We start from the raw sequence: 12,367 nt of genomic DNA on the forward strand, positions 1-12,367 counted from the left end.
AAGTAGGTGAGTTAGCTGCCATTTAAGCCTGGCATCGCGGGCTGCTAGCTGCGGCAAACGCAGAAAGTCCTTAACAGTGAAGGAGATGCATTGGTTATTGAAAAAAAGGATTGTCCAATAGCTGCGAACTCTTGTAGCCACAGGAGGCAGATTGGTCTTGGAAAATTTATTAAAATTCACGATTTGTGAATATCGATGTCAGGTGTGCTGCATTGTTAGCCTAGCATCGGCAACTGTGCTGCCGCCCTAGCCCAGGCAGGGCAAAGCCACCATGCTGGCTATTTCGCTTAAATTAGCCGTACTACAAAATGGTCAGCAGCTTTCGACAAACATAATCTGCTGACTATCAAACAAATTTGTGAAACCGCATGTAGGTTTTTGACTTATTGCCAATTACTTTACTTTTGCAGGTAATTCAGCCTGACCTTTTCAAATTCCCGTCATGGATACTTACTCTTATATCGCCAATGCTGACGCGGCGGCCATCGAAACGCTTTATCAAGCGTACCGAAACAACCCCGAATCCGTCGATTTTGGCTGGCGTAAGTTCTTTGAGGGGTTTGATTTTTCGCAGCAGTTTCCCGAAGGAGCGTCGGTGCTGCCCGCCACTGGTACTGTGCCGGCCGCCAATGGCAGCTCGCCCAAAACCGCCGCTAGTCCCGCGCCCGGCCCTGTGCCTCAGCCCGATGGCTACGGGGTGCTGAGCACCGAGGCTTCTACCAACGATGCCCCTGGGCTAGCCACCGGCGCGGTAGCCAGCGACAAGGAAACGGCCGTGCGCAATCTTATTCAGGCTTTCCGGAGCCGCGGCCACCTGCGCGCCAAAACCAACCCGGTGCGCGAGCGCAAAGACCGCAAAGAGCGCCTTAACCTGGCCGATTTTGGCCTGAGCGAGGCTGACCTGGACACCAAATTTCGGCAGGGCGAAGACCTGGGCCTGGGCCAGGGCGCCACGCTGCGCGAGATTGTGGCGGCGCTCACGAGCATCTATGCCGGCACCGTGGGCTTCGAGTACACCTACATCCGCGACCCGCAGGTGCTGGAGTGGTTCCAGCAAAAAACCGAGCACGACGCGCTGGCTTTCAACCCCGATGTTGAGTATAAGAAGCGCATTCTGAAGAAGTTGAATGAGGCCGTGGTCTTCGAAAACTTCCTGCACACCAAGTTTCTGGGGCAGAAGCGCTTCTCGCTCGAAGGTGGCGAAACGACGATTCCGGCCCTCGATGCCATCATCAACCGGGGCGCCGAGCTAGGGGTGAAGGAAGTGATGATTGGCATGGCCCACCGCGGCCGCCTGAACGTGCTGGCCAACATCATGGGCAAAACCTACGAGCAGATTTTCTCGGAGTTTGAGGGCACGGCCACGCCCGACCTCACGATGGGCGACGGCGACGTGAAGTACCACATGGGCTACTCGTCGGAGGTAGAAGCCATTAATGGTCAGAAAGTTAACCTGAAGCTAGCCCCCAACCCCTCGCACCTGGAGGCGGTGAACCCGGTGGTGGAGGGCTTCGTGCGGGCCAAGATTGAGCACCAGTACGGCGGCGACTACCACCAGATTCTGCCCATCCTCATCCACGGCGACGCGGCCCTGGCCGGCCAGGGTATCGGCTACGAGGTAACGCAGATGTCGCAGCTGGAAGGCTACAAAACGGGCGGCACAATTCACTTCGTGATTAATAATCAGGTGGGCTTTACCACTGATTTTGAGGACGCTCGCTCGTCTATCTACAGCACCGACCTGGCCAAGATTATCGACGCGCCGGTGATTCACGTGAACGGCGACGACCCCGAGGCGGTGGTGTTTGCGGTGCGGCTAGCCACCGAATACCGGCAGCAGTTCCACGCCGATATCTTCATCGACATGGTGTGCTACCGCCGCCACGGCCACAACGAGTCGGACGAGCCCAAATTCACGCAGCCCACGCTCTATAACGTTATCTCGAAGCACCCCAACCCGCGCGAGGTGTACAACGCCCGCCTGGTAGAGCGCGGCGACGTAGACGCGCAGCTGGCGGCCCAGATGGACAAGGAGTTTCGCGACACGCTACAGGCCCGCCTCGACCAGGTGAAGCAGCAGCCGCTACCGTATAAGTACCAGGCGCTCGAAAACGAGTGGCGCACGCTGCGCCGCAGCACCAACGAAGACTTTGAGCAGTCGCCCGAAACCGGTATTTCGGCCGAAACGGTGGAGCGCGTGGCGAAGGCGCTGACCACGATTCCCGAGAATTTCCGGCCCATTAAGCAGATTGATAACCTGCTGAAGGAGCGCCGCAAAATGTTCTACGAAACCCGCGTGCTAAACTGGGCGGCCGGCGAACTGCTCGCCTACGGCTCGCTGCTGACCGAGAAGCACATTGTGCGCGTGAGCGGCCAGGATGTGCAGCGCGGCACGTTCTCGCACCGCCACGCGGTGCTGCACGACGCGGAGACGTCGGCCCCCTACAACTCGCTCAACCACCTGGAGGGTGAACACGAGCAGCTGAGCATCTACAACTCGCTGCTGAGCGAGTACGCCGTGCTAGGCTTCGAATTTGGCTACGGCATGGCCAACCCCACGGCCCTGGTGGTGTGGGAGGCGCAGTTTGGGGACTTCGCCAACGGCGCCCAGACTATGATTGACCAGTTTGTAGTGAGCAGCGAAAGCAAGTGGCAGCGCATGAACGGCCTCGTAATGCTGCTGCCCCACGGCTACGAAGGCCAGGGCCCCGAGCACTCCAATGCCCGCCCCGAGCGCTTTTTGCAGCTGGCCGCCGAAAACAACATCGTGGTGGCCAACATCACGACGCCGGCCAACTTCTTCCACGCCCTGCGCCGCCAGCTGACGTGGAGCTTCCGCAAACCGCTGGTGGTGATGTCGCCCAAGTCGATGCTGCGCAACCCACTGTGCGTGTCGCCCATCGAGGACTTCACGAGCGGCCGCTTCCAGGAGGTGCTGGGCGATGGCTTTGCCGATGCCAAGAAAGTGAAGCGCGTGCTACTGTGCTCGGGCAAGGTATACTACGACCTGCTCGACGAGCAGCAGCAGTCCGACCGCAAGGACGTGGCCATTGTGCGCCTTGAGCAACTGCACCCCTTCCCCAAAAAGCAGCTCGACGCGGAGCTGGCCAAGTACCCCAAAGCCAAGGTATACTGGGTGCAGGAAGAGCCCGAAAACATGGGCTACTGGAACTACCTGCTGCGCTTCATGCGCCGCGACCTCGAAGACGTGGTGGCCCGCAAGCCCTCGGCTTCGCCCGCCACCGGCTACAACAAGGTGCACGTGAAGGAGCAGAAGGAAATAGTGGCCCGCGCCTTCGACAAGCCCAAGGAAGCCGTGGCCGACGAGCAGATTAAGGAAACCAGCGCCGTCGCCAAGACGCTCGACTAGCCCTTTCCTGCGTAGTGTAAGCCGTAGCCGGTGGTGGCTCGTTTGCTGCCGGCGCCTATTCCTTCTTCTTTGTGGCCAGCAGCCGGCTGCTCTGTGCGTAGCGCTGTTTCTTTGCCTTTAATACCCTCTGCCATCCTCCCATGCCCACCGAAATTAAAATTCCCGCCGTCGGCGAATCCATCACCGAAGTCACCATTGCCAAGTGGCTGAAAAAAGACGGCGAGGCCGTGAAGCGCGACGAAGTAATCGCCGAGCTGGAATCGGACAAGGCTACCTTTGAGCTGCCTGCCGAAGCCGACGGCACGCTCAAAATACTAGTGGCTGAGGGCGAAACCATTGGCATCGGCACCGCCATTGCCCAGCTCGACGGCGCCGGGGCTAGCCCCGCGCCGGCCGGAGCCCCCGCGCCGGCGGCCCCCGCGGCCGCGTCAGCCGACCCCGTTTCGCAGGGCGAGCAAAACCCGCAGGCCAGCGACCAGAGCGGCTACGGCGGCACGCCCGCCGACCGCCCCGCCAGCGACCCGGCCACGCCCGGCGCGCCGGCTTCGGCGCCCGCTGCTAGCCCCGCCGCCGGGGGGGGCGTGGTAGAAATGAAAATTCCCGCCGTGGGCGAGTCTATCACCGAAGTAACGGTGGCCAAATGGCTGAAGCCCGATGGTGCCCAGGTGAGCCGCGATGAGGTAATTGCCGAACTGGAATCGGACAAGGCCACCTTTGAGCTGCCCGCCGAAGGCAGCGGCACCCTGCGCCACGCCGTGAAAGAAGGCGAAACCATTGGTATCGGCGCGCTCATCGCTCGCATCGAAGGTGGTAGCGGTGCGGCTGCGGCTCCGACCGCCAGCGCCCCTGCGCCGGCCGCTGCTGCTCCGGCAGCTTCCCCGCTGGTCAGCAGTGGGGCCAGTACCTACGCTACCGGCGTGCCCTCACCGGCCGCTGGCAAAATTCTGGGCGAGAAAGGCATCAGCCCTGCCGACGTGGCCGGCTCGGGCCGCGACGGCCGCATTACGAAGGAAGACGCCCAGAATGCCCAGGCCAAGCCCGCAGCTGCCCCAGCGGCGGCTACTGCCACTGCCCCGGCGGCGGCTAGCCCTGCTGCGGCCCCGGCCGGCGAGCGCGGCCAGCGCCGCGAGCGCATGAGCAACCTGCGCAAGACGGTAGCCCGCCGCCTGGTAACGGTGAAAAACGAAACGGCCATGCTCACCACCTTCAACGAGGTGAACATGCAGCCCATCATGGACCTGCGCACCAAGTTCAAAGACAAGTTTAAGGAGAAGAATGGCGTGAACCTGGGCTTTATGTCCTTCTTCACCAAGGCCGTGTGCGTGGCCTTGCAGGAGTGGCCGGCCGTGAATGCCTACATCGACGGCGACAGCATCGTGTACTCCGATTTCTGCGACATCAGCATCGCCGTATCGGCCCCCAAGGGCCTGGTAGTGCCGGTCATCCGCAACGCCGAAAAGCTGAGCTTTGACGGGGTAGAAAAGGAAGTGGTGCGCCTGGCCGGGCTAGCCCGCGACAACAAGCTAACCATTGAGCAGATGACGGGCGGCACGTTTACCATCACCAACGGCGGCATCTTCGGCTCCATGCTGAGCACGCCCATTATTAACGCCCCGCAGTCGGCCATTCTGGGCATGCACAACATCATTCAGCGCCCCATCGCCGAGAACGGCCAGGTGGTTATTCGCCCCATGATGTACCTGGCCCTGAGCTACGACCACCGCATTATCGACGGCCGCGAGTCGGTGTCGTTCCTGGTGCGGGTGAAGGAACTGCTCGAAGACCCGACCCGTTTGCTGCTTGGTGTTTAGAAAATATAAAATTGTGTTTTATAAAGGCTGCCTCTGAAAAGAGGCAGCCTTTTTTATAAAATATTCATTTTATAAAAATCTGATTTTCAGGCATTAAAAAAAGCAAGTTTCCTTTTGCTACGTATTTATACATAACCTGTGCTAGTGGTTAAGTGGTATCTTTGATTGATTCTAATATTGTAAAACCAGCTAGTATGAGCCGTTTTGCTTCTCCAAACTGTCATTCTTGCCCTAGCCGCCAAAGCCCGCTGCTGGGGTGCTGCCTGGCTGATGAATTGGAATTTATCGCCACCACTAAGTCGGCGCAGTTTTACCAAAAGGGCCAGGCTATCTACCAGCAGGGCAACCCCGTGCTTGGCATGCACTGCATTCATCAGGGTAAGGTGAAGCTGGCCAAAGTGGGCGGCGATGGCAAGGAGCACATTACGCGGCTGGTGCACCACGGCGATGTGCTGGGCGTGCGGGCAATGCTGAGCGGCGGGCAGTACTCGACCTCGGCAGTGGCGCTCGATGACTGCGTGGTGTGTTTTGTGCCGCGGCCCGATGTGCTGCGGCTTATCCAGTCCAACCGGCAGTTTTCCAACACGCTGCTTCAAATGCTGGCTACCAGCCTGGGCGAAGCCGAAGAGCAGCTGCTGCGCTTGGCCTACAAGCCCGTGCGCGAGCGCCTGGCCGAAGCCCTGCTGCTGGTGCGCCGCACCTTCGACTCGGCCGGGGCGCCGGGCGAGCCGTTCACCATTGCCCTCTCGCGCGAAGACCTGGCCGCCCTGGTGGGCACGGCCAAAGAAACCGTGAGCCGCCTGCTCACCGAATACAAGGATGCAGGCATTGTGGCCACCCGGGGCAGCCAGATAATGCTGCTCGAAGAAGGGCGGCTGCTCGCCATCTCTACCCGCTACGACTAAGCCCGAGCCTACGTCACCCGCTTCTAAAAAGGCCAGCAACCGGATACGCTCCCGGTTGCTGGCCTTTTTTGGGAATAGTAGGAAAACAGATTTCATATTTTATAAATAAAGTACAATTTCATAATTTGCTCATCATTAATTATTTTGACGAAAGTCAAAGAAATATTTGACGAATGTCATTTTTTATAATATGCCTGTAATAGAGCTTTGTAACAGCTGAAAGGGACGTTTTAACGCTTGCTAAGCCCGCTTGCTTTGTCGGCATAAAATGCGCTGTTCAGTATGTCTCATAAATTTTATCCTATTAGCCAAATTCAACAACGGCTTGCCTGGCAGGTACACGCTGCCCGGCAAAACCCCGGCGGGACCTCAGTTGCCCGTGCGCTATGAAGTTACCTTTTCTCCGCTACCTGCCCGGCCTGGGCAGCCCGCCGGTTCGCCAGGTGGTGGGCGGGCCCGGCACCCCTAGTGCCCCGGCCGAAGCCGCCCTGCACTACTTGCTGGCCGAGCTGCCCGAGCTGTTGCTGGCAGCCGTGCTGGACCTGCCTACGGGCCAGCTGCTGGCTACTTATGCGGCCGAGCGCGGCTATCAGCCCAGCCTGCTGGCGGCCCCGGTGGCGGCGGTGGTGCAGCTGCTACAGCAGCAAAGCCCGCCCCCCGAGCAGCCGGTTGAAGTGCTGCTGACGCTGGCCAGCCAGCTGCACCTGGTGCGGCTGCGCTCGGGTAGCCAGCAGGTGCTGTTTCTGGCCGTCGGCAGCCACGATACCAACCTGGCGCTGCTGCGCCAGCTGGCCGAAAATGCCGTGCAGCTACTCGAAACTACTAGCTAAGGCGCTGCTCGCGCTCCGCTTTCTTCCTCCCGCTTTTCACCTTTTTTCCCTCCCTCTTTTCTATGAAGCTCACGGCTACCCCTTTCGACCCTCAGACCGGCGAACTCCTGCCCGTGTACCGCGATGCGTATCTGCGCGGCGATTTGGCCCGGGCTTCGGCCCAAGCCGTGGAGGACTACCTGCACCGCGATGCCGGCCAGGCGCACTCCACCGTTACGCGCTGGCACCAGCTGCATACCGAAGAGGCCGCGGCCGCCCCTGGCTGGGTGCAGCAGCAGCTCACCTTCATCCGCGAGCAGCCCCAGCGCTTCCGCCGCCGCGCCCTGAGCCTGGTAACGGTGAGCGCCCTGCTGGCCGGCGTGAGCATGGCCGCCACCAACCACCCATCCAACGTGCTGCCCATCACCAGGCTGCCCGTGGCCAGCGCCCTGCCCGCCGTGGCCAGCCTCGAAGCGGTGGCCCCCAGCGCCGCCTCAGCCGCGGCCGCCAGCCGCACCGTGCTGCTGCACGGCCGCATCCTGAACGAGAAAGGCCAGCCGCTGGCCGGCGCCACCGTGCTGCGCAAAGGCACCAGCCAGGGCACCAGCACCGATGCCCAGGGCAACTACTCGCTGCGCGTGCCCGCCGATGGCCTGGCCACGCTGCAATACGGCTACGGGGGCTATACCGAGCAGGAAGTAGCCGCTGGCCAGGCCAAGGCCGGCGAAGCCGTGACGCTGCAGCCTAAAGCTCCTAAGCGCAAGCACTGGCTCTTTTTCTAATACTTTGACTTACCAGGGCCTAGCCGCCCTTGCCCGACGACGTGAAAGCGAAAACCTACCGCAAACTAGTCGCCCGCAAACTCCAAGAAGACGCACTAAAACTGCAGCAAGCTTTACCCATTACCCCCCCTAATACCCCTTCCTTAGCCAACATGGCCTACTCTAAGAATAGCCCCGCCGGGCAAGCAGTTGAAGCAATTATTACCGATTTGCCGGGCCTGATGGCCGTGGCCATAGTAGATGTTCAGTCGGGCATGGCCCTGGCTTCGCACTCCAACACGCCCAGCATCAACCCGGAAACCGCCGCCGCCTACAATACCGAAGTAGTAAAGCAAAAGCAGAAAGCTATGGCCGCTCTCAAGCTGCAGGGCGAAACGATTGAGGACATCCTCATCACCCTCACCAACCAGCTGCACCTGCTCAAGCTGAACCCGGCCGGCAGCAAGTTTATTTACCTCGTGGTGAATTCGCGTGATACCAACCTGGCCATTGCCCGCGAGGTGCTGCGCTCGCACGCGGCCAGCATCAACTAACCTGTTTCCTGCGCTAAAACACGGCTAGCACGAGCCCGGTCGCCCAGCGGCCGGGCTTTTGCGTGGGCGGGGTGGCCGTTTTGAGGGGCTTTGCGTTTAATCGCAAATCCTTTTCCGATTCTCCCCTTCATGAAATCCAAGAAGTCGAAAGCTCCGGCCGCGCCCCGCGCCGCCAAGTTTTGGCCCGCGCTGGGCTTTGCCGCCCTCACAGGCTCGCGCGCTACCAGCGGCCCCATGTTTCTCAGCGATTATCTGTCGAGCCGCGCGCTGGCGCCGGGCATGGCTAAGTCGCCGTTGCGCCTGCTGGCCAAGCCCGGCGTGGCTAGCCTGCTCAAGGTGCTGACGGCCGGCGAGCTGGTGGGCGATAAGTTGCCCAACACCCCCAACCGCATTGTACCGCAGCAGCTTACCACCCGCGCCGCCTCGGGCGCGCTGGTAGGGGCCACCTGGTACAAGAGCCAGGGCGGTAGTGCCCTCAAAGGGGCTCTAGTGGGCAGCCTGGGTGCCGTGGCCGCCACCTTCCTGACCTTTTACTTGCGCAAGGGTATCAGCGAAAAAACGGGTATCGACTCCGCCACCGTCGGGGCGGGCGAGGATGCCCTGGTGCTGGCCGGCGGCGTGGCCCTCAGCCCCAAGCCCAAGCGCTAACGATTGCAGCAAAAAGCGCGGGCTTCGGGGGCTAGGTGCCCCCGGGGCCCGCGTATCTTTGCCGGAACCTACCGGCGGCTTCGGCCTGTTTTCGTGCTTATGAATCAATACGACGTTACCGTTATCGGCTCGGGGCCGGGCGGCTATGTGGCGGCCATTCGCTGCGCCCAGCTAGGGCTCAAAACTGCCCTCATCGAGAAATACCCCACACTAGGGGGCACCTGCCTCAACGTGGGCTGCATTCCCAGCAAAGCCCTGCTCGACAGCACCGAGCACTACCACAATGCCCACACCACCTTCAAGGAGCACGGCATTGAGCTGGAAAACCTGGCGGTGAACATGAACCAGATGATAGACCGGAAAAACGGCGTCGTGAAGGCCAATGTGGACGGCATCGCCTACCTGATGAAGAAAAACAAAATCGACGTGCTGCGGGGCGTCGGTTCGTTTGTCGATAAGAACCACCTCAGCATCGCGCCCACCGAGGGCGGCGAGACGCAGCAGATTGAAACCAAGAACGTTATCATCGCCACCGGCTCCAAGCCCACGGTGCTGCCGTTCATTCAGCAGGACAAGCAGCGCATCATCACGAGCACCGAGGCCTTGAACATCCGTGAAGTGCCCAAGCACCTCATCGTGATTGGCGGCGGCGTTATCGGCCTCGAAATGGCCTCGGTGTACGCTAGGGTCGGCGCCAAGGTGAGCGTAGTTGAGTTCACCGACAGCCTCATCCCGACGATGGACCTAGCGCTGGGCAAGGAGTTGAAGCGCATTCTGGGCAAAATCGGCATTGAGTTTTACCTCGGCCACAAGGTAACCAGCGCCACCCGCGCGGGCGATACCGTGACCGTGACCGCCACCACGCCCAAGGGTGAGGAGCTGAAGCTGGAAGGCGACTACTGCCTCGTGGCCGTGGGCCGTGCGCCCTACACGGCCGGCCTCAACCTCGAAGCCGCCGGCGTAGAGCTGGAAGAACGGGGCCGCATCAAGGTCGATGCGCACCTGCAAACCAACGTGCCCGGCATCTACGCCATCGGCGACGTAATTCGCGGGGCCATGCTAGCCCATAAGGCTGAGGAAGAAGGTACCTACGTGGCCGAAACCATCGTGGGCCAGAAGCCGCACATCAACTACCTGCTCATCCCCGGCGTGGTGTACACCTGGCCCGAGGTGGCCGGCGTGGGCTTCACCGAAGAACAGCTTAAGCAGGAAGGCCGCGCCTACAAGGTGGGCTCGTTCCCGTTTAAGGCCAGCGGGCGCGCCCGCGCCAGCATGGACACCGACGGCTTCGTGAAAGTGCTGGCCGACAAGACGACCGACGAAATTCTGGGCGTGCACATGATAGGCCCGCGCATCGCCGACCTCATTGCGGAGGCCGTGACGGCCATGGAGTTCCGCGCCTCGGCCGAGGATGTGGCCCGCATGAGCCACGCCCACCCCACGTATGCCGAGGCCATGAAGGAAGCCTGCCTGGCGGCTACCGAGAACCGGGCTATTCACATGTAGCCCGTTGGTTTTGCAACGCGAAAGCGGCTGAAACTCTGGGAGCTTCAGCCGCTTTTTTGTGCCATTACGCGTGCCAGGCTAGCGGGAGTAGGGCGCCTCAAAGGCCACCAGGTCTTTAGGGTCTTGCCCGTATTGGTTGGGGCCCAGGTCGTCGGCGGTGCAATCCAGAACCAGCAGCCACATAATACCGACAAAGGGCACGAGCACAATGAGCGTGAACCAGCCGCTCTTCCCTACGTCGTGCAGCCGGCGCACCCCCACGGCGAGGCCGGGAAAGAACATGGCCAGGGAATAGAGGCTGGAAATAAATCCGGCTGCATTGGGCGATGGGTCGATAATACTATCCAGAAAAAAAAGCTACTATCCCGAAAATGAGCTGAAAAAGCACAAACATCCAATACTCTTTGCGGCGAGCCCGGCCACTAAAGACGAAGTAATTTTTTAGAGCGTGTAGAAAATACTGCATTAGCAATTCAAGCTTTACTTCCTTACTCGTAAGGCTTTTCAGGCGGCCCCCCGTTTATTAAAGTGGGTTCTGGCCTCCACTCGCAAACATAGATACTACGCAGGCGCCCGCCGGGCAACTTTCTCGCCCCGGCTTGCGAATACGCTAGCCCACCGGCGGCCCACCTGTCGCCCAGTTTCACTATGGCCTTTCCGTTAGAGTTTCTCCTCACCCAAGCTTTACGCCACACACTCATGCCAAAGGATAAAAAGAAACACTCGAAAAAAGACGAGCTGTCGGGCGATATTCTGGAGATGGCGGCCCTCTCGCTCAAGAAGTTTCGCAAGGTGACCAAGCAAATTGGCAAGCTCAGCACCGGCCAGAAGGTAGTGGGCGGCCTGGCCCTGCTGGCCGCCGGCCTCACCTACCTGGCCCAGCAGCAAGCCGATGAGCCCAGCGCAAGCGACGATGAAATGACATCGGCCGTGGACTTCTCTGCGCCGCGCAAGCGCAAAAAGGGCACCAGCCCCGATGCCGAATAGCCTGGCTGCCGCCCGGTGCCGAGGGAGGCTAGCCGGTATTGCACAACCTTTTGCGGGTGGCTGCGAATACCCGGCGTGCGCTAGCCCTGCGCTCATCCTTAGACCCTAGCCCCATGAAAAAGAACAAGAAAAAGAAAGCTGCCAAGAAAGCCGCCCTGCTCGGCGGCACCGCCAAGTCGCTCAGGAAGCTGAGTAAAAACAGTGTGGGCAAGCTCAGCACCACTCAAAAAGTATTGGCCGGCGCCACGCTGGGCGTGCTAGGGGTGCGCTACTTAGTGAAAAAGCTGGGCAAGCCCAAGGCTACCACGGCCGAAGCCGACTACGCCAGCGCGGGCGCCAGCAACGATACCTTTGGTACAGCAGCCAGTGAGTAGCCTGCAGCGGCTACGCTAGCAGCCAGAAGCGCCAGCCTCCCCAGTAGCGGCTGTACTGCTGCCAGAAGGATTGCATTTCGCTGCTGGGCGGTAAGCCCCGCGGCGCGGCGTAGGCGCTGTAGTTCAGGCTGTCGGTAAATACGTGATGCTCCTTGGTTATCAGATTGTAAGTGAAGTAAGAAGTTCTTTCGGCCTTCGCACACAGTATCTCATCAGCTACCTGAAATTTATCGACTTGCTGAGAGCCAGCCATATCTGACACCGTAAAAGGTACGCTGCCCTCGAAATAAGCATCGGTGCCATTTATCTGCTGCATCTCCTCGCCGTGGCCTAGCGGAATGCGCGCTGAATCGCCCAGGCCGTGGTCGCCCCAGTAGGTGCACGAAAACAGAAACAGCGCCGCATAAGCCACCACAAAGCTGCGCCGCCAAAGCCGCCACCCCTGGCGGCTGGCCCATAACCAAGCTAGGTTTGCCGGCCAAGTGTTGGCCAGCCAGGCTAGCCCGCACGCCAGGGCAGCGTAGAAGCTGGCCTGAATAGCAATTTTGACCAGGGTAAAAACGAAGCCGAATAAGTATTCCATAAAAGCCGAACCGGCGCTGCCCGATTGCCCGGCTAAGTACCGACCAAAACTAAAAAAGC

13 protein-coding genes are annotated in these 12,367 nt (G+C 60.3%); 10 read left to right on the forward strand and 3 right to left on the reverse strand.

The features are described 5' to 3' along the window. The first annotated feature begins 442 nt into the window (after nt 1-442). The 8 genes from Q5H89_RS11295 to lpdA all read left to right on the forward strand — a co-directional run bounded on the left by Q5H89_RS11295 (nt 443) and on the right by lpdA (nt 10,364). Nucleotides 443-3,370, forward strand: a complete 2,928-nt coding sequence (locus tag Q5H89_RS11295) for a 2-oxoglutarate dehydrogenase E1 component (RefSeq protein ID WP_305019424.1) — start codon at nt 443-445, stop codon at nt 3,368-3,370. A gap of 140 nt (nt 3,371-3,510) precedes the next feature. Continuing rightward, the gene (odhB, locus tag Q5H89_RS11300; protein ID WP_305019425.1) at nt 3,511-5,181 is read left to right on the forward strand and encodes a 2-oxoglutarate dehydrogenase complex dihydrolipoyllysine-residue succinyltransferase; all 1,671 of its coding nucleotides are present in this window, start codon (nt 3,511-3,513) and stop codon (nt 5,179-5,181) included. Nucleotides 5,182-5,456: 275 nt separating this feature from the next. Continuing rightward, complete coding sequence (locus Q5H89_RS11305; RefSeq protein WP_305019426.1) at nt 5,457-6,086, forward strand: Crp/Fnr family transcriptional regulator; 630 nt, start codon at nt 5,457-5,459, stop codon at nt 6,084-6,086. A gap of 386 nt (nt 6,087-6,472) precedes the next feature. Next, nucleotides 6,473-6,916, forward strand: a complete 444-nt coding sequence (locus tag Q5H89_RS11310; RefSeq protein WP_305019427.1) for a hypothetical protein — start codon at nt 6,473-6,475, stop codon at nt 6,914-6,916. Nucleotides 6,917-6,978: 62 nt separating this feature from the next. Beyond that, nucleotides 6,979-7,677: a carboxypeptidase-like regulatory domain-containing protein gene (locus tag Q5H89_RS11315; RefSeq protein WP_305019428.1), complete on the forward strand. Its 699-nt coding sequence runs from the start codon at nt 6,979-6,981 to the stop codon at nt 7,675-7,677. Nucleotides 7,678-7,829: 152 nt separating this feature from the next. Next, nucleotides 7,830-8,210: a hypothetical protein gene (locus Q5H89_RS11320; RefSeq protein ID WP_305019429.1), complete on the forward strand. Its 381-nt coding sequence runs from the start codon at nt 7,830-7,832 to the stop codon at nt 8,208-8,210. 129 nt (nt 8,211-8,339) lie between these two features. After that, nucleotides 8,340-8,858 carry a DUF4126 family protein gene (locus Q5H89_RS11325; protein ID WP_305019430.1) on the forward strand — a complete coding sequence of 173 codons (519 nt, stop codon included), beginning with the start codon at nt 8,340-8,342 and terminating at the stop codon, nt 8,856-8,858. 99 nt (nt 8,859-8,957) lie between these two features. Further along, nucleotides 8,958-10,364, forward strand: coding sequence for a dihydrolipoyl dehydrogenase (lpdA, locus tag Q5H89_RS11330; protein ID WP_305019431.1), 1,407 nt, complete (start codon nt 8,958-8,960; stop codon nt 10,362-10,364). Nucleotides 10,365-10,442: 78 nt separating this feature from the next. Here lpdA and Q5H89_RS11335 read toward each other — a convergent pair whose 3' ends face one another. Both Q5H89_RS11335 and Q5H89_RS23255 read right to left on the reverse strand, forming a co-directional pair. Beyond that, nucleotides 10,443-10,646 (reverse strand): DUF805 domain-containing protein, encoded by a 204-nt coding sequence (locus Q5H89_RS11335; RefSeq protein WP_305019432.1) that lies wholly within the window; start codon nt 10,644-10,646, stop codon nt 10,443-10,445. A 58-nt stretch (nt 10,647-10,704) separates the two neighbouring features. After that, the gene (locus Q5H89_RS23255) at nt 10,705-10,830 is read right to left on the reverse strand and encodes a DUF805 domain-containing protein (RefSeq protein ID WP_369810659.1); all 126 of its coding nucleotides are present in this window, start codon (nt 10,828-10,830) and stop codon (nt 10,705-10,707) included. A gap of 233 nt (nt 10,831-11,063) precedes the next feature. Between Q5H89_RS23255 and Q5H89_RS11340 the strand changes: the two genes are divergently transcribed. Together Q5H89_RS11340 and Q5H89_RS11345 are read left to right on the forward strand one after the other, a co-directional pair. After that, complete coding sequence (locus Q5H89_RS11340) at nt 11,064-11,351, forward strand: hypothetical protein (RefSeq protein ID WP_305019433.1); 288 nt, start codon at nt 11,064-11,066, stop codon at nt 11,349-11,351. A 113-nt stretch (nt 11,352-11,464) separates the two neighbouring features. Next, entirely contained in the window at nt 11,465-11,725 is a 261-nt protein-coding gene (locus tag Q5H89_RS11345; protein WP_305019434.1) for a hypothetical protein, read from the forward strand. A gap of 10 nt (nt 11,726-11,735) precedes the next feature. On the opposite strand, the gene Q5H89_RS11350 is transcribed toward Q5H89_RS11345, so the two are convergent. Next, nucleotides 11,736-12,308, reverse strand: a complete 573-nt coding sequence (locus Q5H89_RS11350; protein ID WP_305019435.1) for a hypothetical protein — start codon at nt 12,306-12,308, stop codon at nt 11,736-11,738. Nucleotides 12,309-12,367: the final 59 nt, after the last annotated feature.

Origin of the sequence: Hymenobacter cheonanensis (assembly GCF_030581075.1) — a bacterium.
Classification (GTDB): Bacteria; Bacteroidota; Bacteroidia; order Cytophagales; family Hymenobacteraceae; genus Hymenobacter.